Source organism: Streptomyces sp. NBC_00376 (assembly GCF_036077095.1).
GTDB lineage: Bacteria > Actinomycetota > Actinomycetes > Streptomycetales > Streptomycetaceae > Streptomyces.
Map to the genome: position 1 here is coordinate 5,750,899 of NZ_CP107960.1, position 24,322 is coordinate 5,775,220.

Here is a 24,322-nt window from a genome sequence, read left to right on the forward strand (position 1 = left end):
CCGCCGCGACAGTGGACGCATGACCTTCGATCAGAATGAGAACCACCACGAGGACCCCCACGCCAACGACGCGGCCCCGTACGGCGGTGGTGACCCGTACGCCGACTACCGGACCACCGACCTCCCCTTCACCGAACTCGTCGACCTCGCCGACCGCCGTCTCGGCGCGGGCGTGATCGCCGCCAACGACGAGTTCTTCGCCCAGCGAGAGAACCTGCTGCTCCGGGAGCGCGCGGTCTTCGACCCCGAGCACTTCGGCCACAAGGGCAAGATCATGGACGGCTGGGAGACCCGCCGCCGACGCGGCGCGGACGCCGACAACCCCTTCCCGGCCCCCGGCGAGCACGACTGGGCCCTGATCCGCCTCGGCGCCCCCGGGATCATCCGCGGCATCGTCGTCGACACGGCCCACTTCCGCGGCAACTACCCACAGCGCGTATCGATCCAGGCCACCGCGGTCGAGGGCACGCCCAGCCCCGAGGACCTCCTCGCCGACGACGTGAAGTGGGAGGAGATCGTCCCGACCACCCCCGTGCTCGGCCACGCAGCCAACGGCTTCGAGATCACCGGCGGCCGCCGCTACACCCACATCCGCCTGTGCCAGCACCCCGACGGCGGCATCGCCCGCCTCCGCGTCCACGGCGAGGTCCTCCCCGACCCGTCCTGGCTCGCCACGCTCGGCACGTTCGACCTGATCTCGGTCCTGAACGGCGGCAGCTACGAGGACGCCTCCGACCGCTTCTACTCCTCGCCGACCCAGATCATCCTGCCGGGCACCTCCCGCAAGATGGACGACGGCTGGGAGAACCGCCGCCGCCGGGTCCGCGACACGAACGACTGGGTCCGCTTCCGCCTCCCCGCCCAGGGCGCGGTCCGCGCGGTCGAGATCGACACGGCCTACCTCAAGGGCAACTCGGCCGGCTGGATCGCCCTCCAGGGCCGCAACGGCGAGACCGGCGAGTGGTTCGAGATCATCCCCCGCACCCGGCTCCAGCCCGACGCCCTGCACCGCTTCCCGCTCCGCGCCCAGGCGATCGTCACCCACGTCCGCCTCGACGCCTTCCCGGACGGCGGCGTCGCCCGCATGCGCCTGCACGGCAGCCTGACGGAGTCCGGCACGGCCGAACTGGCCCGCCGCTACGAGGAGTCCGGCGCGTAAGGCCTGTCCGGCGGGTCAGGGCCTCGGACAGGCCCTGACCCGACCCCGGCCCCGGGTACCTCCCCGCTCCCGCCCGTCGGACGGCTGCGCGACCGCGCCCGTCCGACGGGCGGTTTCCATACCGGCGGATTCCCGCCCGCACCTGTCCACCCGGACCGGCCACGGGCTACGGTTCTGCGATGCCGAAGGAGAGCAGCACCGGGCCCGAGCGGATAGAACCGACGGGTCCCGTCCTGGCCGTGATCGGATGCGCCGTGGGCCTGGTCCTCCTCATCGGTGGCGCGGGCGCGGCGCTGGTCGCCGGAGCCCGTGCGGTGTCGGGAGACGCCGAGGGCGTGGACCTGGGGCTCCTGATCGCCGCAGGCCTGTTCGCGGCACTCGTCGCCTACGTGGGACTCGGCACGGTGCTCCACCACCGGGACGTGCGGCGGGCGACGCTCCGGCTCGAAGCCGCCGGGGTCGGGGCGCGGGCGGAAGTGATCGGGGTCGGGCCCGAGGACACGACCGCGGACGGCGGTTCACGGCTGATCTGGATCCGCGTTCGGGTCGGCGGGACCGGCTTCCCGCCCTTCGAGGCGAGCTTCCCGCGCCCCTACGGCGCGGCGGAAGCGACTGTGGGAGCGGAGATCGAGGTCGTGGTCGACCTGGTCGGCAACACGTTCCGGCTGTGATCCGACGGCCGGCGGGAAGAGCGGGAAGAGAAGAAGGGGCGCCCCCGCCGTAGCGGGAGGCGCCCCTCACTGCTCGGCCGTCCGGCGCGTTACGCCGTGGCCGCCGCCGCGTCCGCGGCGCGGGCCTTCAGGGCGCGCTCGACGCCCGAACGGGACTCCGACATCAGCCGGCGCAGGGCCGCGCTCGGCTCAGTCGAGGAGAGCCAGGCGTCCGTGGCGTCCAGGGTGTCCTGCGAGACCTGGAGGGCCGGGTAGAGGCCGACCGCGACCTGCTGGGCCATCTCGTGGCTGCGTGAGTCCCAGACGTCCTTGACCGCGGCGAAGAACTTCTCCGTGTACGGGGCCAGCAGTTCGCGCTGGTCGGTCTGGACGAAGCCGGCGATGACCGCCTCCTGGAGGGAGTTCGGCAGCTTGTCGGACTCGACGACCGAGGCCCACGCCTCCGCCTTCGCCTCCTCGGTGGGCCGTGCCGCGCGGGCGGTCGCCGCGTGGAGCTCGCCCGCCGCCGTCTTGTCCCGCTCGTACTCGCCGGCGATCTCGTCCTCATCGAGGAGACCGGTCGCGGCGAGCCGCTCGACGAACGCCCAGCGCAGCTCGGTGTCGACGGCCAGGCCCTCGATCACCTCCCTGCCGTCGAGCAGCGACTGGAGCAGGTCCGTCTGCTGCGGGGTGCGGGCCGTCGCCGCGAAGGCGCGCGCCCAGGCCAGCTGGTGGTCGCTGCCCGGCTCCGCCGCGCGCAGGTGCGCGAGGGTGGCCTCGGTCCACTGCGTCAGCCCGGCCTCGCGCCACTCCGGCGCCGCGTACAGGTCCAGCGCCAGCTTCACCTGGCGGTGCAGCGACTGGACGACGCCGATGTCCGACTCCTTGCCGATGCCGGAGAGCACCAGGGCCAGGTAGTCGCGGGTCGCCAGCTCGCCGTCGCGGGTCATGTCCCAGGCGGAGGCCCAGCACAGGGCGCGGGGGAGCGACTCGGTGAAGTCGCCGAGGTGCTCGGTGACGACGCGCAGCGACTCCTCGTCGAGCCGGACCTTCGCGTACGAGAGGTCGTCGTCGTTGAGCAGGATCACGGCGGGGCGGGCGGCATTGGCCGGGAACGGCACGGTCGTGCGCGCGCCGTCGACGTCCAGCTCGATGCGGTCCGTACGGACCAGCTTGCCGGAGCCATCGAGGTCGTAGCAGCCGATGGCGATGCGGTGCGGCCGCAGCGTCGGCTCGCCCTTCGCACCGGCGGGCAGGGCCGGGGCCTCCTGGAGCACGGTGAACGAGGTGACGTGGCCGTTCTCGTCCGTGGTGAGCTCGGGGCGCAGGACGTTGATGCCAGCCGTCTCCAGCCATGCCTTCGACCAGGTCTTCAGGTCGCGGCCGGAGGTCTCCTCCAGGGCGCCCAGCAGGTCGGGGAGCCGGGTGTTGCCGAACGCGTGCGCCTTGAAGTACGCCTGGACGCCCTTGAAGAACTCGTCCATGCCGACGTACGCCACCAGCTGCTTCAGGACCGAGGCGCCCTTGGCGTAGGTGATCCCGTCGAAGTTGACCAGCACGTCGTCCAGGTCACGGATGTCCGCCATGATCGGGTGCGTGGAGGGCAGCTGGTCCTGGCGGTAGGCCCAGGTCTTCTCGGTGTTGGCGAACGTGGTCCAGGAGTTCGGCCACTTCGAGCCCTCGGCGTACGCCTGGCAGGCGACCGAGGTGTACGTGGCGAACGACTCGTTCAGCCACAGGTCGTTCCACCACTCCATGGTGACGAGGTCGCCGAACCACATGTGCGCCAGCTCGTGCAGGATGGTCTCCGCACGCCGCTCGTACGCCGCGTCCGTCACCTTCGACCGGAACACGTACTGGTCGCGGATGGTGACCGCGCCCGCGTTCTCCATCGCGCCGGCGTTGAACTCCGGGACGAACAGCTGGTCGTACTTGGCGAACGGGTAGTCGTAGTCGAACTTCTCCTGGAACCAGTCGAAGCCCTGCCGCGTGACGTCGAAGATCTCGTCCGCGTCGAGGAACTCGGCCAGCGACGGACGGCAGTAGATGCCGAGCGGTACGGACTGGCCGTCCCTCTCGTAGCTGCTGTGCACCGAGTGGTACGGGCCGGCGATCAGCGCCGTGATGTACGACGAGATGCGCGGCGTCGGCTCGAAGGACCAGACGTCGTCCTTCGGCTCGGGCGTCGGCGAGTTCGAGATGACCGTCCAGCCCTGAGGCGCCTTCACGGTGAACCGGAACGTCGCCTTCAGGTCCGGCTGCTCGAAGCTCGCGAAGACGCGGCGGGCGTCCGGCACCTCGAACTGGGTGTACAGGTACGCCTGCTGGTCGACCGGGTCGACGAAGCGGTGCAGGCCCTCGCCCGTGTTGGTGTACGCGCAGTCGGCGACGACCTTCAGCTCGTTGGAGCCCGCGACCAGGTGCGGCAGAGCGATGCGCGAGTCGCGGAACACGGCCGCGACGTCCAGCGACTTGCCGTTCAGCTCGACCTCGTGCACGGCCGGGGCGACCAGGTCGATGAAGGTCTCCGCACCGGCTTCGGCGGAGTCGAAGCGCACGGTGGTCACGGACCGGTAGGTGCCGCCCTCCTGCGCTCCGGAGAGGTCGAGATCGATCTCGTACGCGTCCACGGTCAGCAGGCGCGCCCGCTCCTGTGCCTCTTCGCGGGTCAGATTCGTGCCAGGCACGCGGTCATCTCCTTGGTGTGTGACGTTTCCGGTCATCCTTCCACGTCGTGCGCCGGAACGGAGTAGCTATGCGAATGCCACTGCGGTAGCATCAATGGTATGAAGATCAGCGTGAGCCTGCCGCAGGAGGATGTCGCCTTCCTCGACGAGTACGCCACGAAGACCGAGGCGGACTCCCGGTCCGCGGTGATCCACGCCGCGATCGAGCTGCTGCGCACCGCCGGGCTGGAGGCGGAGTACACGGAGGCGTTCGAGGAGTGGGACGCGAGCGAGGACGCCGAGCTCTGGGACCGTACGGTCGGGGACGGAATCGCCGATGCGTAGGGGAGACATCCACCTGGTCGACCTGGAGCCGGCCAGGGGCAGCGAGGCCAACAAGGTCAGGCCGGCCGTGATCGTGTCCAACAACGCCGCCAACCAGTCGGTCGAGCTCAATGGCAGAGGCGTCGTCACCGTGGTGCCCCTGACGTCGAACACCACCCGCGTGCTCACGTTCCAGGTCCTTCTCAGAGCCGGCGAGTGCCGACTGCCGAGGGATTCGAAGGTCCAGTGCGAGCAGGTCCGGGCAGTCACCCCGGACCGCGTCCTGAGGCGGGTGGGCACCGTTCCCCGCCGGCGCATGGCCGAGATCGACGCCGCCCTGCGACGCCACCTCGCCCTCTGAGCACACCCGGACGAACGCATGCGAAAGGGCGGCCACCGCACCCGGTGGCCGCCCTTCCGCACGTGTCCGTCCGGCGTCAGCCGTTCAGCTCCGCCGCGACCAGCTCCGCGATCTGCACCGCGTTCAGCGCCGCGCCCTTGCGCAGGTTGTCGCTGGAGACGAAGAGCGCGAGGCCGTTCTCCACGGTCTCGTCGACCCGGATCCGGCCGACGAACGAGGCGTCCTGGCCGGCCGCCTGGAGCGGGGTGGGGATCTCGGAGATCTCGACGCCCGGCGCGTCCTTGAGCAGCTCGTACGCGCGCTCCACGCTGATCGGGCGGGCGAAACGGGCGTTGACCTGGAGCGAGTGACCGGAGAAGACCGGGACCCGGACGCAGGTGCCGGACACCTTCAGCTCCGGGATCTCCAGGATCTTGCGGGACTCGTTGCGGAGCTTCTGCTCCTCGTCGGTCTCGAACGAGCCGTCGTCCACGATCGAACCGGCCAGCGGCAGCACGTTGAAGGCGATCGGGCGCTTGTAGACGTTCGGCTCGGGGAACTCGACGGCCTCGCCGTCATGGGTGAGCTTGTCGGCCTCGGCGACGACCTTGGACGCCTGGCCGTGCAGCTCGGCGACACCGGCCAGACCGGAGCCGGACACCGCCTGGTAGGTGGCGACGGTCAGAGTCCGGAGACCGGCCTCGTCGTGCAGCGGGCGCAGCACGGGCATGGCGGCCATCGTGGTGCAGTTCGGATTGGCGATGATGCCCTTGGGCCGGTCGGCGATCGCGTGCGGGTTGACCTCGGAGACGACCAGCGGGACCTCGGGGTCCTTGCGCCAGGCGGAGGAGTTGTCGATCACGACGGCACCCTGCAAGGCGACCTTCTCGGCGAGCGCCTTCGAGGTCGCGCCACCGGCCGAGAACAGCACGATGTCCAGCCCGGTGTAGTCGGCCGTCGAGGCGTCCTCGACGGTGATCTCCCGGCCCTGCCACTCGATCGTCGAGCCCGCGGAGCGCGCGGAGGCGAACAGCCGCAGTTCGTCGGCCGGGAACTTCCGCTCGGCCAGGATCCCGCGCATGACTGTGCCGACCTGACCGGTGGCGCCGACGATTCCGACCTTCACAGGGACTCCTTCGAACGTACGAACTGGCACGGTTGCCGCTCCATGATGCGTATGTCCACGGCTTCCTTGTCCAATCCATTGTCCGGGGTACGGACAGCCCCCGCCCGGCCGGGCACATGGCAGTGGGGCGGGAGCCCGTTCGGGTGCCCGCCCCACTGCCGTACATGTCGTACGGATCACACGGTGGCCGTTACGGCGTGACCTTCTCGATCACGACGCTGCCGGTGCCCGCGGCGGTGCCGCGGCTGTTCACCAGGTGGACCTCGCCGAAGAACTGCCGGCCCTCGGGGGCCGCTCCGGCGACCGAGACCTCGGCACCGATCTGCGCCGAGGCGCCGTTGGCCAGGTTCACGGCCTTCGACTCGTCGACCTTGATCGTGCCGAGCGACGGTGCGTAGTACACGTCGCGGTAGTCGTACGTGGTGGTGCCGGCCGGGACGTCGTAGCCGTCGATCACGACGGTGTACGTACCGGCGGCCGGCTTCGCCAGGCTGACGGCCTCCTCGGAGCCCGCGGTGGTCGACTTGCCGACCTCCTCGTCGCCCAGGTAGACGTACAGGTCCAGGTCCGCGTTGGCGTCCGCCGTGCCGCCGATGGCGACGTCCAGCTTCTCGACGCCCTCACCGATGGTGACCGTGTACTCCTGCTGGTCGCCCGTCCTGATCGACGGCTTGTCGACCTTGGCCGAGCCCAGCGAGCCGCCCTTGAGCTTGCCCTCCAGGTCGCCCGCGTTGTTGGTGACCTTCCAGTCCACCGCGGCGGGCGTGCCGATCTTCGCCTCGGCGATGGTCTGCACCGCCGGGTCGAAGGTGGCGCCGAGCAGCGAGACATCCAGCTTGTACGGGTTGTCCAGCAGCGGCGACGTACGCCGTGCCTCGACCTCGATCTCCCAGACGCCCGGCTGCGGGTCCTTGTACGAGCGCACGTCCGGACGGCAGGTGTTGGCCGGGTTCTCGTAGTTCGGGTAGCAGAAGATCGTGGAGCTGTCCTCCATCTGCACCCCGTACGGGTGGATGGAGATGAAACGGGTCTGGCTGCCCGAGCGCAGCGCGCTCATCGCGACCTCAAGGGTCTTGGCGCCCTCCGGCACGGTCAGGAAGTACGACGTGGTGCCGTTGCGCTGCACCGAGCCGGACGCCTTGAACGCGTAGCCGGGCTTCACGAGCTCCGTGGAGACGACCACCGTGGTGAGGATCTGCTGGTCCACACCGACGGTCTTGCTGTCGTCGACCTTCAGGATCGCGCTGTGCACGCCCGCGCTGCCCGGCTTCGCCTGGACCTTGACGGTCACCGGCTTGCCCAGCGGCAGCGAGACGGTGCTCGAACCGGTCAGCTTGAAGGTGCCGTCGTTGTTCTTCCACGACAGCTTGTGCTTGACGGCCTTGTCCGGACCCGTGGTGCGGGTGATCGTGACGTCGTACGACTTGGTCTGGCCGGCCTTCAGGCCGCCCTCGCGGTCGTACAGGCCGGTGCCGAAGCCGGGGGTCTCCAGCGCGAAGTCGATCGAGGTGTCGACCGGCGCCTTCACCGAGTACTCGTGCGCCGGGGCGCCCTGCTTCTCGATCTGCTTCCAGGCGTCGACGATGTTGATCAGACCGGAGCCCTGGGCGTGCGCGGGCACGTCCTTGATGTGGGTGGCGGTGCTGGTCAGCGCGGTGCGCAGGTCGGCCGGGGGCAGCTCGATGTGCTTCTGCTTCGCGGCGGACAGCAGCAGCGCGGTCGCGCCCGCGGCCTGCGGCGAGGCCATCGAGGTGCCCTGGAGCATGGAGTAGCCCGCGGGGAGCGAGTAGCCCGACTCCTTGACCGGGCCGCCGGGCAGCCAGGTCTGGGTGGTGTTGATGGCCGCACCCGGGGCGGTCAGGATCGGCGCGAAGCCGCCGTCCTCACGCGGACCGCGCGAGGAGAAGGGCAGCATGTCGTACTTCTTGGTGACGTTGGAGCCGTAGTTGGCGGCCCAGGTCTCCTTGGAGATCGACGCACCGACGGAGATCACGTGGTCGGCGAGGCCGGGGTCACCGATGGTGTTGACGCCCGGACCGTCGTTGCCGGCCGAGATGACCAGCTGGACGCCGTACATGTCGATGAGCCGCTTGTAGAGCGCGGCGCGGGCGTTGTTGCCGTCGTTGAGCGGCGGCAGGCCACCGATCGACATGTTGACGACGTCGACACCGCGGTTCACGACGAGGTCCGTCATGCCCTCGGTGAGCGCGATGTTGGTGCAGCCGCCCGACCAGGTGCAGGCACGCGAGGAGACGATCTTCGCGCCCGGCGCGGCACCGTTCATCTTGCCGCCGAACAGGCCGTTCGCGGCGGTGATGCCCGCGACGTGGGTGCCGTGCTCGCTCTCGATGACACCGATGTTGACGAAGTCGGAGGTGTCACCGGCGGCGTTGTAGACGACGTTCTTGCGGGTCTCGACGACGAACGGGATGCGCTCGGCGACGTCGGTCCGCGGGTCGTCCTTGCCGAAGTAGGAGACCTGGTGCTTCTCCTTGTACGGCTTGAGAACGGCGTCGTCGGAGAAGTCCGCGTTGCTGTTCAGGTCGACACGGGTGGTGCCGGTGACCGGGTCGTAGAGCACGGCCCAGACATCGGTGGTGTCGCCGTCGCGGTTCAGGTCGCCCGCCATGTCGCCGCCCTTGGTGGCGGCCTCGGCGAACAGCTTGATCCGGTAGTCGCCCGCGGGCGCCTTGTACGTGAGGCCCTTGTACGTGAACGTCGGGCCGGACACGGCGTCCGTCATCCGCAGCCAGGTGCCGTCGCCGTCGCTGACCGGGTCGGTCGCGGTCACCCAGTCGACGATCTTGCGGGCACCGGTGGTGGTCTTCTGCAACGCCGGGTGGCCGAGGTCGACACCCGAGTCGAGGATGCCGATGGTCACCCCGCGGCCGTCGGCCTTCGGGTGCTGCTGGACGAAGTCGACCGCGCCCGTCTCGAAGGACGGGTTGTACGGGTTCTTCGCCGGGGTCTTCTTGCCGGGCGCCGGGTACGAGCCGGTGGACTTGACCTTCACCCCGGCGCCGGCGGCACGGTCGGCCGCGGGCGTCGGGTCGTCCAGCTTGATCTCCTGCTTGAGATCGATGCCCTGGACGGACGACAGCTTGGACGCCGCCCTGATGGTCGCGTCGGCGGTCGCGGTGGGCACGGTGACCCGTACGTAGCCGAGCTTGTCGTACGTGCGTCCCAGCACGGAGCCCTTGACGGCGTCCAGCTGCTTGGCGACCTGCTCGGTCGCGCCGGGAGCGGTGGCGATCATCATCGTGATGTTCTTCTCGCCCTTGGCCTTCGCCTTGGCCAGAAGCTGCTCGTCATTGGTGCCGAGCTTGTTCGCCGTGACGCCCTCGGCGGCCGACTTGACGGGAGCGGTGTCGGGCGCGTCGGCGGCGAAGACGGGGGCGACACCGGTGGCGGCCAGTGCGGCCACCAGACCGGCAGCGGCCGCGACTCGGGCCGCGCGTCTCGCCCCGGGTATGGAACTGGGGGATTCGGAGGTCATCAGCATCCCTGGATATGAAAGAGAGAGTCCGGAATTCGGTACCGGATGACCGCTCACCCTTTCGTAAATGACAGGGGTTTGTGGAGAGTTGACGGGCGTGAGATGTGGACATGGCAGAATCCCGCCACTGGTACTGATGTGCCATCAGGGATGAAACGGTCGATAAGTGGCTCCTGTGGCCCGCCCCGCCGCTCTCAACGGGGCAGGACCACCACCTGTGCGGCTGGTTCGCGGTCGGCCGCCGCCATCAGCGCCGTACGGACCACGACCGCCTGCTGCTCGCTCGCGTCGCGGAGCTTCTTCGGCGTGAGGTGGACGACGGTGATGCCCAGCCTCTCCAGGTGCTCGCGCCGGGCAGCGTACGCGGACCACTGGACCCCGAGCTCCTCCAGGTGCCGGCCGTCGCCAGACCCGCCGAGCCGCGGCGCCCTGGTGTCCAGCTCCACGGCGACCGCCTGCTCGGGCCAGTAGGCGTCCACGCCGCCGAGCCGGGGGCCGCCGGGCAGGCGCAGCTCCACGTTCCACAGCGGTTCCGGCAGTTCGTACGTCCGCACCAGGTCGTAGAGGCGGCCCTCCGCCACCGCCCGCCCCTCGGCGAGGAACGAGTCGACGGCCGCCACCACCTGGGGCCGGCCCAGCAGCTTGGCGCGGCTCAGCTCGCGTACCACGACGGCCGGTTCGCAGTGCCCGCCGCGAACCGCCTCGATGAGCAGCCCGCGTACGGCCAAGGGGTCCTGGAGCCCGGCGATCGCGTCCGCGAGCGCCCGCTCCACAGGAGCCACGGGCAGGCCGCGCACCTGCTCGGCGCGGGGCGTTCCGGCGGAGCGCACCAGTCGCACGTACCCGACCGAGCGCAGTCGCCGGGTGCGCGGCACCAGTACGTCGATGGCGGCCGCCGACCCGGGCGCCGGGGCGGCGGCGAACCCGTGCAGGGCGAGTGCGGCGAGCCCGGTGACCATGGCCTCCCCGTACCCGGGCTCCGGACCGGTCTCCCGCCCCGGCTGCGCCGGTACGTCCCGATGGCCGGAGGCCGGCGGCCGGCCGGCGTACAGCAGTGCGGAGACCAGTCGTTCCTCGCCGGTGGGCGGCTCCGGGTGCAGTACGTACACGCCGGGCAGCGGCTGCTGCCACGGCCCGCCGTCCCCGCAACGCGCGGCGGCCACTGACGCGGACACCCCCCGCGCCCTCAACTGCGCTGCGGACAGCACGCATGGGCGGACGTCGCCGGGGGTGCGGGGGTGACAGGGGGAGAGCGGAGTGTTCTGGGTCATGTTCCGGGGTATCCCGCAAGCCGTCGCGGCGCTAACCCCTGTTACACGCTCGTCGACAATTCAGGACAACGCCGTCCTAAAGTACGCGTGTTCGACGACCGAAATGGCCCGGCGAGTCCCTTCGGCGGCCGCACGGGCAGGGGCGGGGCGGGGCCGGACACGCCGGCCCCGCCCCGCCCCGCGCCCGTCAGATCGCGGCCCTGGCTTCGGCCTCCGCCGCGCCCTAGTCGCACGCCTGCGCCCGCAGCGCCCGCGCCAGGTCGTCCCGTGCCTCCAGCACCAGCCTGCGCAGCGCCGGCGCCGCGTCCTCGTGGGCGGTCAGCCAGGCGTCCGTCGCGGCCAGCGTCGACGGGTCGTCCTGGAGCGCCGGGAACAGGCCCTTGACCACGATCACCCCGATCTGGATCGACCGCTCGGCCCAGACCCGCTCGATCGCGTCGAAGTACTTGCCCGTGTACGGCGCCAGCAGCTCCCGCTGCGACGACGGGGCGAAGCCCGCGATCGTCGCCTCGACCAGCGCGTTGGACAGCGCGTCCGACTCCACCACGCCCGCCCACGCCTGCGCCTTGACCGCGGCGGAGGGCCGCGACGCCAGGCACCGCACCTGGTGCCGCTTGCCGGACGCCGTGTCGTCGCGGGCCAGTTCGGCATCGATGACCGACTCGTCGGCCACCCCGTGCGAGGCGAGCGGGGACAGCAGCGCCCACCGCAGCTCCTGGTCGACGTCGAGCCCGTCGATCCGGGCCGAGCCGTCCAGCAGCCCCGACAGCAGCCGGAAGTCCGCCTCCGAGTCGGCGACCGACGCGAAGAACCGTGCCCACGCCAACTGGTGCTCGCTGCCCGGCTCGGCGACCCGCAGCTCCCGCAGCGCGCCCTCGGCCAGCGCCCGGCCGCCCTCCTCGCGCCACCCGTGCGTCGCGTACTGCGTGAGCGCGGTCCGGGTCCAGGCGTGCAGCATCTGGAGCACGCCGATGTCGGACTCCCGGCCGGCGAAGGCCAGCACCAGGGAGACGAAGTCGCGGGCCGGCATCAGCCCGTCCCGCGTCATGCTCCACAGCGCGGACCAGCACAGCGCCCGTGCCAGGGGGTCGGTCATGTCGCCGAGGTGCGCCCGCAGCGTGGCCAGGGACACCTCGTCGAAGCGGACCTTGCAGTACGTGAGGTCGTCGTCGTTGACCAGGATCAGCTCGGGCCGCTCGGCCCCCGCCAGCTCCCCGACCACCGTGCGCGGCCCGGCCACGTCGACCTCGGCGCGGGCGTACCGCACCAGGTCGCCGTCGGCGGCGCGCCGGTACAGGCCGACCGCGACCCGGTGCGGCCGCAGCTCCGGGTGGGACTCGGCCGCCTCCTGGAGGACCGCCAGCTCCGTGATCCGGCCCGCCGCGTCGTACGTGGCCACCGGGGTCAGCGAGTTGACGCCCGCGGTCTGCAGCCAGGAGCGCGACCAGGTGGTCATGTCGCGCCCGGACGTCTCGGCCAGCACGGACAGCAGATCGCCCAGCTGCGTGTTGCCGTAGGCGTGCTTCTTGAAGTAGCGCCGGGCGCCCTCCAGGAACGCGTCCCGCCCCACGTACGCCACCAGCTGCTTCAGCACCGAGGCGCCCTTGGCGTACGTGATGCCGTCGAAGTTCAGCTTGGCGTCCTCCAGGTCACGGATGTCGGCCGTGATCGGGTGCGTGGAGGGCAGCTGGTCGGCGCGGTACGCCCAGGACTTGCGGTTGTTGGCGAAGGTGATCCAGCCGTTCTCGAAGCGGGTCGACTCCACCATGGAGAACGCGCCCATGAAGTCGGCGAACGACTCCTTCAGCCACAGGTCGTCCCACCACTGCATGGTGACGAGGTCGCCGAACCACATGTGCGCCATCTCGTGCAGGATGACGTTGGCCCGGCCCTCGTACGCGGCCTGTGTCACCTTGCCGCGGAAGATGTACTCCTCGCGGAACGTGACACAGCCCGGGTTCTCCATCGCGCCGAGGTTGTACTCCGGCACGAACGCCTGGTCGTACTTCCCGAACGGGTACGGGTAGTCGAAGTTGTCGTGGAAGAAGTCCAGGCCCTGCTTGGTGATCAGGAAGATGTCGTCCGCGTCGAAGTGCCGGGCGAGTCCCTTGCGGCACATCGCGCCGAGCGGGATCTCCAGCGTCGTGCCGTCCTCGAAGGTGCGGCTGTAGGAGTCCGTCACGTAGTGGTACGGACCGGCGACGACGGCCGTGATGTACGTGGAGATCGGCTTCGTCTCGGCGAACCGCCAGACCCCGCCGTCCCGCGACTCCTGTGTCCCGTTGCTCCAGACAGTCCATCCCTCGGGCGCCGTCACCTGGAAGCGGAAGGGGGCCTTCAGATCGGGCTGCTCGAAGTTCGCGAAGACCCGCCGCGAGTCGGCCGGCTCGTACTGCGTGTAGAGGTAGACCTCGCCGTCCTCCGGGTCCACGAACCGGTGCATGCCCTCGCCGGTCCGGCTGTACGCGCACTGCGCGTCGACCACCAGGACGTTCTCGCCCTCAGGCAGTTCGTCCAGCGCCACCCGGGTGCCGTCGAAGACGGTGGCGGGGTCGAGCTGCCGCCCGTTGAGCGTCACCGCGTTCACGGCGGGCGCCACGAGATCCGCGAAGGTCGACGCCCCCGCCCGCGCGTTGCGGAACCGGATCGTGGTAACCGAGCGGAAGGTCCGCGGACCGGAAGCGGCGTCCCCGTCCCCGTCGGACCCGCCGACGGCGGAACGCAGATCGAGATCGACCTCGTAGCCGTCGACGCTGAGCAGCTCGGCCCGCTCACGGGCCTCGTCGCGGGACAGGTTCTCACCGGGCACGGGTGCACTCCTTTGTGTCACGTTCGAATACTTTGATCCTCCCATGCCGTCACTCGGCCCGGCAGGTGGGAATGAGCGGTGCGTCCGTGAACGTTCTGCGCCACAGGTGCGAACGCCCTCATGAGGAGAGACATGTCTGACAACAGCACGGCGACGACCGGAAAGACCCCCGTCGACTTCTGGTTCGACCCGCTCTGCCCCTGGGCCTGGATGACCTCCCGCTGGATGCTGGAGGTGGAGAAGGTCCGCGACGTCGAGGTCCGCTGGCACGTGATGAGCCTGTCCGTCCTCAACGAGGACCGGATCGACGAGCTGCCGGAGGAGTACCGCGAGCTGCTGGAGAAGGGCTGGGGCCCGGTCCGCGTAGTCGTCGCCGCCCAGCAGAAGCACGGCGACGAGATCGTCGGCCCGCTGTACACCGCGCTCGGCACCCGCTTCCACAACCAGGGCGAGGGCCCCACCCGCGAGGCGGTCGAGGGCGCGCTCCAGGACGTCGGCCTGCCGGCCGAGCTGGCGGACTTCGCGGACTCGGACGTGTACGACACCGAGCTGCGCGCCTCCCACAAGGAGGGCATCGACAAGGTCGGCCAGGACGTCGGCACCCCGGTCATCGCCGTCCCGGGCGCGGACGGCGAGCAGATCGCCTTCTTCGGCCCGGTCGTCACCCCCGCCCCGAAGGGCGAGGACGCGGCGAAGCTGTGGGACGGCACGCTGCTGGTGGCGTCGATCCCCGGTTTCTACGAGATCAAGCGGACCCGTACGCAGGGCCCGATCTTCGACTGACCGCGCACCGTGCGGTGCGGGTCCCGGCGGCCGCCCGGCCCCGCACCGCCCCGTGCGTGCGGCGGGACGCCGTGCTCGTCCCGGTACTCGCCCGGTTCGTCGAGGGCTCCGGTCCTCGCCGGTCGCGGATCACTCGCTTCACTCGCCGAGCAGCGCGGCCACCGGCGACATGGGCTCCCACTCGGGGTCCTGCCCGGTCAGCCGCTCGGCGACGCGGGCCCAGGCCCTCTCGTCCGTGCCGAGCCGGGAGCGTACGAGCTCCGCGAGGCCGGTCCGGGCGGCGGCGGCCCCGGGCGGGGCGTCGGTGCGGCGGGCGGTCCCGCTCAGGTAGGTGAGGATGCGCGCGGCCGGGGCCGCCGACCGCAGCAGGTCCGCGCCGGTCAGCAGGCCCGCCGCGAGCAGGCCGTCCAGCTGGGTGGCCGGCGCGCAGTGGAACAGGCCGCCGAGCCCGTGCCGGGCCCGCTCCCGGGTCAGCCGCACGCTCCCGGACAGCCCGTCGGGACCCGGCTCGTGCAACAGCGCCGCGTGCCGCAGCCGGACCTCCTCGGGTACGTCGTCGAGGCGGACCACGTCGGACCAGTACGGGATCGGCTCCTCGGCGTGGGCGGCTTCGAGAGCCGCCCAGTCCACGGCCTCGCCCGGCGGGAGCGACCCGAGGATCTCGCGCGCCTGCGCGGCGTGCGGGGCACGCCGCAGCTTCGTGACGAGCTTCCCCGGCGCCAGTTCGCGGTCGAGCCGGGCGCGGAGCACGGTGGCGGGGTCGGCGGCGGCCAGGGCCTTCGCGCACACGGTGGTGGCGGCCCGCCCCAGCAGGTCCGCGCCCGCGACGCGGGCCAGCCGGTCGGCGCCACCGTGCTCGAACAGCCGCAGACAGCCCAGGAGTTGATGGCCGAGGCCGAGCTTCGTTCCTTCCCTGGCGAGCAGTTCCTCGACGAGGTCGGGTTCGGCGGAGCAGAGCCACACCAGGCCCCCGGCCGGATAGGCGGAGCCGCGGGCGAGCCAGTCGGCCAGCACCCGGCCGCCCAGCGAGGTCCTTCCGGCGACGGGCCGTGAGCGGGTCACGATCCGGTGGACGGTGGGCCGGGGGTTCCAGTGCCGCAGCAGGGCGAGGTCCACGTCGGGGTCGTCGAGGTCGACGAGGCGCTCCACCGCTCCGCTCCTCTTCATCCAGCGGGACTGCGCGGCGAGGACGCGCAGTGCGTCGCGGTCGCGTCCGGCCAGCAGCCGGTCGAGGACCCGGAGCGGCGTGCGGTCGTACCGCAGCAGGTACGCGGCCAGGAGCCAGGGCCCGTCGGGGCCGAGCCGGGGCAGCACGGCGTCGACGACCTCGGCGTCGGCCAGGCAGAGCAGGGTGCCCACCGGCCACGCCCACAAGTGGTTGCCGCGCTCCAGGAGGCCGACCGCCTCGTCGGGTGTGCCCGGTCCGGGCTTCGGCACGAGTGGCCCGCCGCCCGCCGCCGGTGCGGCTCCACCGGTCCGCGACTGCGCGCGCCCCAGCAACTGGGCCCAGGTCAGCCCCTCCTCGGCGGCTTCGGACGCCGTCACCGTCGCGGCCAGGCGGAGCCATGCGTCGGGGTCGGTGCCGAGCTCGGAGCGCAGCAGCCGGGCGAGCGCGGAGCGCCATGCCTCCGCGAACGCCAGCCGCCGCCAGTCGTGGGGGAGCCGGAGCAGCCGGTGCGCGGGCAGCATGGTGAGCAGTTCGTCCGCAGGCAACACGCCCTGACGGTAGGCGTGTTCGGTGAGGTGCGTGCTCGATCCGTACGACTCCGGGAGCTTCGCTCGTATCTCGGCGAGGCTGGGCGCGGTGTACACGTAGCCGTCCTCGGACGCGGGGATGCCTTCGGCGGCGCAGGCGTCGGCGAACCAGTCCGGGGTGGCGAGGCCGGGCGCGTCGCTCCAGTCGTACACGGTCAGCGCGCGCAGGACGTCGGGGGAGGCGGGCTTCGGTGCGTCGGCGGGGGCGAGGGAGTACAGCAGGTCGAGGGCGGGCAGGGCGTGGACCCGGTCGACCCGGTTCAGGGGCGCCCGGGGCGGCGGCACCGCGGCCGGCGGGCCGGGTTCGACGGTCTCCTCGGTCTCCTCGACGGCGGCCGCGCCCGCCTCGGCGATCAACTCCGCGACGGTCCCGCCGTGTTCGGGCAGCAGGGTGTCGAGCGCCGCCCAGGCGTGCGGCCGTTCGCCCAGGTGGGCCGCGGCCAGTGCGCGGAGTTCGGCGGCGGACGCCTCGCCCAGCAGGTCCCGTTCGGCGAGCCGGGCGAGCGCGGCCACGGCGTGGACGGCGGGCCGCGCGGTGCGGACCAGCTCGACGGGGTAGAGGAGCCCCGCAACCACCATGCCCTCCGCCCAGCGGGGAGCGCTGTCGTCGAGCGCCTCCTCCGCCAGGCGTTGCGCGGGCGGGGTGCTGTTGCCCGCACGGCGTCCGCCGGCCCGCCACGGCTCGTTGAGGACGCTCAGCCGGAACGCCAGGCGCTGGGTGTCGTCCGCCGCCTCGTGGCGGGCCAGCTCCTCGCAGGCCTTGGGCATGAACGGGGTCGCGGCATGGGCCGCGGCCAGGGCGTCGAGATCGTGCGCGTACGGCTCGGCCAGCAGATCGCGCAGGGTGCTGGTGCCCCGCGCGGTGGCCAGCAGCGCGGGCAGCCGGGCCGGGTCCTCGTACGGTTCGCACTCCGCGCGCAGCCGGCGCAGGGCGTCGCCGCCCGTGTCGCCGCCTGTATCGCCGTCCGTATCGGACAGGGCCTCGGTCACCGTGGTCACGACGGCCCGGCTCAGCCAGGCGGCGGCAGGGTCGTCGAGCAGTGCGCGTACGGCGTCCGGGCCGCCCCGCTCCCAGACCCGCAACAGCGCGTGCTGCTGCGCGACCTGGCGGAACCCGACCCGCAGTGCGAGGCCCACGAGCTGAGGGTCGCCGGAGCCGAGCAGCGGCGCCAGCCAGGAGAGCGGCACATCGCCGTGCGGTGCCGTCAGTTCGGCGAGCAGTGCGTCGTCGAGGGGGACGGTGTCGGTCCGGTGCGCGATGGCGCGGCGCAGGGACGCGGTGGTGCGCGGGTTGCGGTAGACGGCGGCCGAGACCCGGGCGTCACCGATCGCGGCCAGCCGGGCGAGCACTCGGGCATCGAGCCGGGGATGCCCGGCCAGCGCGGTACGGGAACGGCTGTCGCCGTGGTCGAGCACGGCGGCCACGAGGGCAGGCGCGGGCGGTGCCCCGCCGGCGAGCAGGTCCGCCGTCAACCGCTCGGGCAGCGCGGCCAGCGCGGCGGCGGCGTCGCACGGCTCGGCGTGCTCCAGGAGCAGCCCGAGTGTGGCGTGGACACTGCGGGGCGCGGGCGCACGGAGCGTGTCGCCGGACCCCAGGGGCGCCGGCTGCTCGGCGAGCAGCGCGGTCAGCTCGCCCCGGTACCCGGGAAGCGCGTCGTACAGCCCGCGCCACCGGTCCATGTCGGCACCGAGCTGACACCCCGCCAACTCCCGCAACGTTGAAGCCGCTTGATCGTCGACCCCACCGGCCGCCGCGACCTTCGCCGCCACCGTACGAGCGGGCCGCCCCCGCTCCACGGCCCGCAGCGCAGCGCCCTCTTCCTCCGGGCCCGCCCCGTCCGTACCCCGCGCAGCGTCGAGAATGCCGCGCAGTATGCGCTCCGCCGCGCCCGCCCGTGTCGCTGACATGATCGCCATGACCGCCATGCTAATGGCGCTCTGTCAGGTACTTTCTTGGCTCTGCCAACGGGTGGGCTGCCGGCAGACCGGCGGCACCGCCCAGGACCCGGCACCTTCGGCCGCGCCGGCGGCATGGTCACCACGGGGCGAGGTGACCACTGGACAGGAGCCGACCAGGTCCTCCCGGCCGATCTCGGACAAGATCGTCGCGCGCCTGTGGACGGCGACCGGCCAGGGTGCCCGCGAACTGTCCGGCAACTACTTCCTGACCGACGTCGGCGCGGGCCTCCTGCGCACCTTCCTGCGCTCCCCGGGAAACCTGACGCCGATGTTCGGAGGCATCATCGACCGCGTCGTCGAGGCGCGTGTGCGGCACGACGTGCGCGAACTGGGCACCGAGGGCGGCAAGGTGCAGTACGGCCACTTCGAACTCGGCGGTACGTACCTGTACGTCAAGGGCGCCGCCGAAGAGGTCCCTTGGGACGAGGTCACCCGCCTGACCGTGGACGACCACCAGGTCGGCATCACCGTTCCGCATCTGCGGCGCCGCGTGGAGGGCCTCAAACTCAAGGCGGACGGCCGCCGGGAGAACCACCGGGTCGGCGGGGACAACACCCTGTACATCGAGGACAAGGGCCTGAGCGACTGCCGGAAGGCGATCATCTGGTCCGTCATGGCACACATCGCGAAGTCCATCGTCCCGGAACCGCGGTGACCGTGGCCACGGGCAGCGCCCGCACGAGGCGCGCGGACCGGTCGACGACACATCCGCCCGCGGTCCTCCGTGTCGAACCCGTTGATCGTTTCCGGTCGCGGTATCAGACGTGTGCGAGGAGGCGCTCCAGCGGCCGGGGTACGTGCGTGAGGTCCAGGTGTGCGATCAGCGCCTGCGCGTACTGCGCCTTGCGGCCGCTGTGCGTGCCCATGAACCGGCGCAGCTGGTGTTCCACGGGGCGTTCCCGCTGGGCCGGCTGGCCCTGGAACGTGAGGAAGGGGCGCATCTCGCCCTGGGCCTCGATCACTTGCTGTACGTCGTCGGCGCCGAGGGCGCGGATCAGTTCGTCCTCCAGGTCGGCGACGCACACCTGGAAGCCGAGGGTCTCCAGTCCGGCACGGGTGAGGCCGGAGCCGAGCCCGACCCGTTCCAGGTGGCGCCGGAAGTGCCGTTCCTCGCCGATGTCGCAGAGCCCCGCCAGCGGGAGACCGAGCCCCGGCGGGCCGCACACGTTCAGGAAGCGGCCGATGCTCGTCGCGCCGCCGAGCGGCACCACCGCGACGCCCTCCGCGCCGAGGTCGCGGCCGTGGCGGGCGGCCAGGGCCTCGATCGCCACCTGGTCGCTGCTTCCCTCGACGAGCACGACCGTACGCACACCACCTGCCAGTTCCCGCGCCTCCGCGGCTGCCGCGTCCGCTCCCGCTCCACCCGCCGCCCAGGTGACCGCCGCCTGACGGAATCGCCTCAACTCGTCCACGAGACCTCGCTTTCCGACGCCATCCTGCACGGCGGAGATCCCGAACGCACACACGTTTTCCCGACGGCATCCGCCGCCAAGGAGAGTGGGCCCACGCGCACCACGCGTGGGCCCACCTTCATCGGGGTCCGGGATCAGCTCGGCTGGTCTCCGGTGTAGCGGTAGATGCCGCCTGCTGAGTTGACGTGCCATACGGTGCCGTCGGCTGCGACGCCGATGTCGACGGCGTTGCCGGGGATGCCTACCCAGGGATTGGAGTCGTGGCCGGTGTAGCGGTAGATCTGGCCCAGGGAGTTCACGCCCCAGACGTGGGTTCTGGATCCGACGGAGATGCGGGTCAGGCCGCCCGAGACGGAGACCCAGTCGGTGGAGCCCTGGTCTCCGGTGTAGCGGTAGATGCCGCCTGCTGAGTTGACGTGCCATACGGTGCCGTCGGCTGCGACGCCGATGTCGACGGCGTTGCCGGGGATGCCTACCCAGGGGTTGGAGTCGTGGCCGGTGTAGCGGTAGATCTGGCCCAGGGAGTTCACGCCCCAGACGTGGGTTCTGGATCCGACGGAGATGCGGGTCAGGCCGCCCGAGACGGAGACCCAGTCGGTGGAGCCCTGGTCTCCGGTGTAGCGGTAGATGCCGCCTGCTGAGTTGACGTGCCATACGGTGCCGTCGGCTGCGACGCCGATGTCGACGGCCTTGCCGGGGATGCCCACCCACGGGTTGGAGTCGTGGCCCGTGTAGCGGTACATCTGGCCCAGGGAGTTCACGCCCCAGACATGAGTCCTGGACCCGACCGAGATCGAAGTGAGACCACCGGAGACGTTCTTCCAGTCAGCCATTTTCCTGTCCCCTTACCTCGAACCTTGCGAGGGGAATCTTGCTGCTCGAAGAGGTCACCCAAACGGCCTGATATGCCGATTGACCACAGAAACAAACCAAAAATCGCCGTTTGGTTTCTTCGCCCCTCAGCCCGCTGGGGCCCGTGGCCCGCCCGCCTCACCACGAGGAGGCTGAATCCGCTGTAACCCACAAGGGAACAAGAGAGGTGTCTCAGCCCAGGGTGCGGGCCCGTTCGAGGACTTCGGCCGGGGCCTTGGCCACCGAGCCGGTGTGGATCCGGCGCACCCAGTCGAGGAGTGCCGGGTCGCCCACCATGGTCCGGAAGCTGCCCCCGCCCGGGACCAGCAGGACGTCGCGGCTCTCCACCTCGGAGTAGCTCGTCGGGACGTGCATCGGCATCGAGCCCAACACGTCCTGGACCAGGCCGGGTTCGGCGGCCACGAAGCGGACGGTGGCGCCGGGCACGTACGCGAGGATCTCGTACGGACCGATCGCGTCGAGCGGTTCGAACCGGTCGAAGAGCGGGATCACGATGTCCATGCTCCGCAGCCTGAGGGCGGGACAGCCCCAGCCATCGCCTCTACGCGTTGAGCCACTCCACGACCTCGACCACGTCCCCGACGGTCAGCACGCCCTCGCACACCACCGCGTTCTTCGCGCCGAAGCTGACCCTGTTGCCGTACTCCGGCTCGCGCCGGTACGTCGACAGGGTCCGGATCGGCTCCGGGCCCGCGCGGTGGCCGGTGGCCTGGTCGACCATCGGGACGGCGCACCGTGTCGCCCGCACCGAGTGGGCGAGTTCGACGGAGCCGATGGTCATCCGGCGGACCCGGTCCTCGAAGTGGGGTTCGTCGTCGCCGGTCAGGACGATGTTGGGGCGGAAACGGTTCATGGGGACGGGCTTCGCGTCGCCCCGGGCGATGATGCGGGCGTTGAGGTCGGCCAGGGAGGCCGTCGAGGCGACCAGCACCGCGTGCGCGTCCGCGAAGTTGACCTTGCCGGGGGTGTCGCCCCAGCCGTCCCGGTCGAAGCCGGGAACCACCCGTACCAGGCGGGACTTCGCGCCGAGCGCGTCGGAGAACCACTCCGCGACCTCGTCGCCCTGGTCGGCGGCCGCGCCGAGCGGCCGGTCGAACATGCTGACGTCACGGCGCGCGCCGTCCCTGTCGATGTCCAGGCGCAACGGCTCGACGCCCTCGGCGGTCAGGGCCAACGCCTCTCCGCTGTCCAGGACTTCCACCCCGATCGCGGCCATCGCGGGGTGCGTGCGCTGGCTGCGGAAGGCGCCGTCGGCGGCGTCCACCACCATGAACGTGCGGTCGTGTTCGAGGCCGGTGCCGAAGACCTGCGCGGAGTCGACCGTGGTCCCGGCGCAGCCCTTGACGGGGTAGTACGCCAGCTCGTGGACGGTGATCGTCATGGTGTCCCTTCCGGGGCGGCCGCTTCGAGGTCGTCGACGCTGCCGGACATGATGGTGCGGATGTGTCGGGTGAGGTGGTCGGTGGGCCAGTCCCACCAGGCGACGGCGAGGAGCCGGGCGACGGTCTCCTCGTCGTAGCGGGTGCGGATGAGGCGGGCCGGGTTGCCGCCGACGATGCCGTAGTCGGGTACGTCGGAGGTCACGACGGAGCCGGCGCCGATGATCGCGCCGTGCCCGATCCGTACGCCCGGCATCACCATGGAGTTGTAGCCGAACCAGACGTCGTTGCCGACGACCGTGTCGCCCCGGCCCGGCAGTCCGGTCAGCAGATCGAAGTGTTCGGTCCAGGAACCGCCCATGGAGGGGAACGGGAAGGTGGAAGGGCCGTCCATCCGGTGGTTGGCGCCGTTCATGATGAACCGCGTACCGGTCCCGAGCGCGCAGAACTTGCCGATGACGAGCTTCTCCGGGCCGTAGTGGTACAGCACGTTGCGGGTCTCGAACCCGGTCGCGTCGTCCGGGTCGTCGTAGTACGAGAAGTCCCCGACCTCGATCAGCTCGGACTTCACCAGGGGCTTCAGCAGTACGACGCGGGGCTGGCCGGGCATCGGGTGCAGGACGGTGGGGTCGGCGGGGACTGGGTTCATGGCGCTCATCATCGCATCCACTTCCCATGATGTAAGTTTCTTTTGGGAACTAACCGAATCGGGAGAGGGGTGCGCCGTGACGCTGGCGCAATGGACCGAGGTCGACGACTACTTCAACGGCCTGCTGGTGGGCCCGGACGAAGCCCTGGACGCGGCCGTGGAGGCCAGTGACGGGGCCGGGCTCCCGGCGATCCAGGTCGCCGCCAACCAGGGCAAGCTGCTGAACCTGCTGGCCAGGCTCCAGGGGGCGCGCACCGTGCTGGAGATCGGCACCCTGGGCGGGTACAGCACCATCTGGCTGGCCCGCGCGCTGCCCGAGGGCGGCAAGGTCGTGACGCTGGAGGCCGATCCGGCGTACGCGGAGGTCGCGCGGGCCAACATCGAGCGGGCCGGGCTCGCGGACGTCGTCGAGATCCGGGTCGGCCGCGCCCTCGACACGCTGCCGGAGCTCGCGGCGCAGGGGTACGGGCCGTTCGACGTCGTGTTCATCGACGCCGACAAGCCGAGCAACCCCGACTACCTGGCCTGGTCCCTGAAGCTGACCCGGCCCGGCAGCCTGATCGTCGCCGACAACGTCGTACGCGACGGAGAGGTGGTGGACGGCGAGAGCGACGACCCGAAGGTGCAGGGCGTGCGCCGGTTCACCGAACTCGTGGCGGCCGAGCCGACGTTGACCGCGACCGCGCTGCAGACCGTCGGGAGCAAGGGGTACGACGGGCTGATGATGGCGCTGGTCACCGGGTAGGTTCCGGAACCGCGTTGATACGATCGCGCGTTCGACGCGTCGGTGATGCCTCTGCACCCGGCTATCACCCTGTGGAGAGACCATGCAGCGCCCCCTCGTCCCCCTCGTTGTCGCTGCGTCGCTGCTGTGTGCTGGATGCTCCGGGGGATCGGGATCGGGATCGGGGTCGGCGCGAGAGGCGGGCAGGGCCGCGAAGGACTCACCGTCCAGCTCGGCGGCGGACCACGGGGCAGCGGTACGGGCCGCGGTGGCCGAGACGAAGAAGAGCAGCGCCCGGATCGACGAGCGGATCGAGATAGGGGACGGCGCCACCGAATACGTCGTCTCGATCAAGGGCGACTTCGACTGGGCGGGTGCCGGAGGGCGCCTCGCGGTCGCCCTCCGCAATCCGGCGGTCCCTGGGAAGACGTCGCCCCGCATGGACGAGATCTTCGTCGGTGGCACCGTCTACGTGGGCGGATTCGCCGAGATGGCAGGCTCCTGGGGATCGATTCGCCGGGACAAGGCCGAGGCTCACTATGCGCTGCGGGCGCCGATGAACGACCCCGAGCACGTCTTGCGCCAGGTGGCGCAGATGCGCCGGATCTCGCGGGTCGGTGAGGAGACGGTGAACGGCACGCCCACGGTCCACTACCGGGGTGTGCTCGCCGACGAGACGGTCACGCTGCGGATGGCGAAGGATATGCGGGCCAAGATCGACTCCGTGCGGGAGCAGGTCGGTGGGATCACCGTGTACGCGGATGCCTGGATCGACCGGAAGGGGCGGCTCGTGCGTACCCGGCTCGACTGGCCCATGGGGGAGGCGGGCGTCAAGGCGACGATGAACCTGGCGGACCACGGGAAGCCGGTGCGGGCGAAGGCCCCGGACCCCGGCAAGGTCGTCCCCATGCCGGACCTCGGCGGCCCGTTGCCCGGTTGACCTGCCC

Annotated in this window: 19 protein-coding genes; 8 read left to right on the forward strand and 11 right to left on the reverse strand. The window is 71.2% G+C overall.

What is annotated here, in order from left to right:
* Nucleotides 1-19: 19 nt before the first annotated feature.
* Both alc and OG842_RS25875 read left to right on the forward strand, forming a co-directional pair.
* The gene (gene alc / locus OG842_RS25870; protein WP_266732978.1) at nt 20-1,159 is read left to right on the forward strand and encodes an allantoicase; all 1,140 of its coding nucleotides are present in this window, start codon (nt 20-22) and stop codon (nt 1,157-1,159) included.
* 179 nt (nt 1,160-1,338) lie between these two features.
* Nucleotides 1,339-1,830 (forward strand): hypothetical protein, encoded by a 492-nt coding sequence (locus OG842_RS25875; protein WP_266732980.1) that lies wholly within the window; start codon nt 1,339-1,341, stop codon nt 1,828-1,830.
* An 89-nt stretch (nt 1,831-1,919) separates the two neighbouring features.
* On the opposite strand, the gene pepN (OG842_RS25880) is transcribed toward OG842_RS25875, so the two are convergent.
* A complete protein-coding gene (pepN, locus tag OG842_RS25880) occupies nt 1,920-4,496 on the reverse strand; it encodes an aminopeptidase N (RefSeq protein ID WP_266732982.1) in 2,577 nt (858 codons plus the stop codon).
* Between the two features lie 99 nt (nt 4,497-4,595).
* Here pepN (OG842_RS25880) and OG842_RS25885 point away from each other — a divergent pair, with 99 nt between their 5' ends.
* Both OG842_RS25885 and OG842_RS25890 read left to right on the forward strand, forming a co-directional pair.
* Nucleotides 4,596-4,820: a ribbon-helix-helix domain-containing protein gene (locus tag OG842_RS25885; protein WP_266732984.1), complete on the forward strand. Its 225-nt coding sequence runs from the start codon at nt 4,596-4,598 to the stop codon at nt 4,818-4,820.
* Entirely contained in the window at nt 4,813-5,160 is a 348-nt protein-coding gene (locus OG842_RS25890) for a type II toxin-antitoxin system PemK/MazF family toxin (RefSeq protein WP_266732986.1), read from the forward strand. Before OG842_RS25885 ends, OG842_RS25890 begins: the two co-directional genes overlap by 8 nt.
* A 76-nt stretch (nt 5,161-5,236) precedes the next feature.
* On the opposite strand, the gene OG842_RS25895 is transcribed toward OG842_RS25890, so the two are convergent.
* The 4 genes from OG842_RS25895 to pepN (OG842_RS25910) form a co-directional block, all read right to left on the reverse strand.
* On the reverse strand, nt 5,237-6,265 hold the full coding sequence (locus OG842_RS25895) for an aspartate-semialdehyde dehydrogenase (RefSeq protein ID WP_266732988.1): 1,029 nt from the start codon (nt 6,263-6,265) through the stop codon (nt 5,237-5,239).
* Nucleotides 6,266-6,455: 190 nt separating this feature from the next.
* On the reverse strand, nt 6,456-9,767 hold the full coding sequence (locus OG842_RS25900) for a S8 family serine peptidase (RefSeq protein ID WP_266732990.1): 3,312 nt from the start codon (nt 9,765-9,767) through the stop codon (nt 6,456-6,458).
* Nucleotides 9,768-9,955: 188 nt separating this feature from the next.
* Nucleotides 9,956-11,032 (reverse strand): hypothetical protein, encoded by a 1,077-nt coding sequence (locus OG842_RS25905; RefSeq protein WP_266732992.1) that lies wholly within the window; start codon nt 11,030-11,032, stop codon nt 9,956-9,958.
* Nucleotides 11,033-11,255: 223 nt separating this feature from the next.
* The gene (pepN, locus tag OG842_RS25910; protein ID WP_266732993.1) at nt 11,256-13,841 is read right to left on the reverse strand and encodes an aminopeptidase N; all 2,586 of its coding nucleotides are present in this window, start codon (nt 13,839-13,841) and stop codon (nt 11,256-11,258) included.
* A 132-nt stretch (nt 13,842-13,973) separates the two neighbouring features.
* Between pepN (OG842_RS25910) and OG842_RS25915 the strand changes: the two genes are divergently transcribed.
* A complete protein-coding gene (locus OG842_RS25915) occupies nt 13,974-14,624 on the forward strand; it encodes a mycothiol-dependent nitroreductase Rv2466c family protein (RefSeq protein ID WP_266732994.1) in 651 nt (216 codons plus the stop codon).
* A 138-nt stretch (nt 14,625-14,762) separates the two neighbouring features.
* Here OG842_RS25915 and OG842_RS25920 read toward each other — a convergent pair whose 3' ends face one another.
* On the reverse strand, nt 14,763-18,296 hold the full coding sequence (locus OG842_RS25920) for a hypothetical protein (protein WP_266732996.1): 3,534 nt from the start codon (nt 18,294-18,296) through the stop codon (nt 14,763-14,765).
* 133 nt (nt 18,297-18,429) lie between these two features.
* Between OG842_RS25920 and OG842_RS25925 the strand changes: the two genes are divergently transcribed.
* Entirely contained in the window at nt 18,430-18,993 is a 564-nt protein-coding gene (locus OG842_RS25925; protein WP_266732998.1) for a hypothetical protein, read from the forward strand.
* Nucleotides 18,994-19,096: 103 nt separating this feature from the next.
* Here the strand turns inward: OG842_RS25925 and OG842_RS25930 are convergent, their stop codons facing one another.
* From OG842_RS25930 to OG842_RS25950, 5 genes are all read right to left on the reverse strand, one after another.
* The gene (locus tag OG842_RS25930; protein ID WP_266733000.1) at nt 19,097-19,750 is read right to left on the reverse strand and encodes an ATP-dependent endonuclease; all 654 of its coding nucleotides are present in this window, start codon (nt 19,748-19,750) and stop codon (nt 19,097-19,099) included.
* A gap of 134 nt (nt 19,751-19,884) precedes the next feature.
* Nucleotides 19,885-20,583 (reverse strand): tectonin domain-containing protein, encoded by a 699-nt coding sequence (locus OG842_RS25935; RefSeq protein ID WP_266733002.1) that lies wholly within the window; start codon nt 20,581-20,583, stop codon nt 19,885-19,887.
* A 211-nt stretch (nt 20,584-20,794) separates the two neighbouring features.
* Nucleotides 20,795-21,124, reverse strand: coding sequence for a DJ-1/PfpI family protein (locus tag OG842_RS25940; RefSeq protein ID WP_266733003.1), 330 nt, complete (start codon nt 21,122-21,124; stop codon nt 20,795-20,797).
* Between the two features lie 40 nt (nt 21,125-21,164).
* Nucleotides 21,165-22,004: an MOSC domain-containing protein gene (locus tag OG842_RS25945; protein ID WP_266733005.1), complete on the reverse strand. Its 840-nt coding sequence runs from the start codon at nt 22,002-22,004 to the stop codon at nt 21,165-21,167.
* Nucleotides 22,001-22,651 carry a CatB-related O-acetyltransferase gene (locus OG842_RS25950; protein ID WP_401874062.1) on the reverse strand — a complete coding sequence of 217 codons (651 nt, stop codon included), beginning with the start codon at nt 22,649-22,651 and terminating at the stop codon, nt 22,001-22,003. The genes OG842_RS25945 and OG842_RS25950 overlap by 4 nt, the downstream gene beginning before the upstream one ends.
* Before the next feature lie 76 nt (nt 22,652-22,727).
* Between OG842_RS25950 and OG842_RS25955 the strand changes: the two genes are divergently transcribed.
* Both OG842_RS25955 and OG842_RS25960 read left to right on the forward strand, forming a co-directional pair.
* Nucleotides 22,728-23,396: an O-methyltransferase gene (locus OG842_RS25955; RefSeq protein WP_266733007.1), complete on the forward strand. Its 669-nt coding sequence runs from the start codon at nt 22,728-22,730 to the stop codon at nt 23,394-23,396.
* A gap of 247 nt (nt 23,397-23,643) precedes the next feature.
* On the forward strand, nt 23,644-24,315 hold the full coding sequence (locus OG842_RS25960) for a hypothetical protein (protein ID WP_266733008.1): 672 nt from the start codon (nt 23,644-23,646) through the stop codon (nt 24,313-24,315).
* Nucleotides 24,316-24,322 lie beyond the last annotated feature (7 nt).

Bases quoted from the DNA above. Each gene is read 5' to 3' on its own strand.
- alc (WP_266732978.1), top strand. From the start codon at position 20: ATGACCTTCGATCAGAATGAGAACCACCACGAGGACCCCCACGCCAAC.
- OG842_RS25875 (WP_266732980.1), top strand. From the start codon at position 1,339: ATGCCGAAGGAGAGCAGCACCGGGCCCGAGCGGATAGAACCGACGGGT.
- OG842_RS25885 (WP_266732984.1), top strand. From the start codon at position 4,596: ATGAAGATCAGCGTGAGCCTGCCGCAGGAGGATGTCGCCTTCCTCGAC.
- OG842_RS25890 (WP_266732986.1), top strand. From the start codon at position 4,813: ATGCGTAGGGGAGACATCCACCTGGTCGACCTGGAGCCGGCCAGGGGC.
- OG842_RS25900 (WP_266732990.1), bottom strand. From the start codon at position 9,767: ATGCTGATGACCTCCGAATCCCCCAGTTCCATACCCGGGGCGAGACGC.
- OG842_RS25905 (WP_266732992.1), bottom strand. From the start codon at position 11,032: ATGACCCAGAACACTCCGCTCTCCCCCTGTCACCCCCGCACCCCCGGC.
- OG842_RS25915 (WP_266732994.1), top strand. From the start codon at position 13,974: ATGTCTGACAACAGCACGGCGACGACCGGAAAGACCCCCGTCGACTTC.
- OG842_RS25920 (WP_266732996.1), bottom strand. From the start codon at position 18,296: ATGGCGATCATGTCAGCGACACGGGCGGGCGCGGCGGAGCGCATACTG.
- OG842_RS25935 (WP_266733002.1), bottom strand. From the start codon at position 20,583: ATGGCTGACTGGAAGAACGTCTCCGGTGGTCTCACTTCGATCTCGGTC.
- OG842_RS25940 (WP_266733003.1), bottom strand. From the start codon at position 21,124: ATGGACATCGTGATCCCGCTCTTCGACCGGTTCGAACCGCTCGACGCG.
- OG842_RS25945 (WP_266733005.1), bottom strand. From the start codon at position 22,004: ATGACGATCACCGTCCACGAGCTGGCGTACTACCCCGTCAAGGGCTGC.
- OG842_RS25950 (WP_401874062.1), bottom strand. From the start codon at position 22,651: ATGAACCCAGTCCCCGCCGACCCCACCGTCCTGCACCCGATGCCCGGC.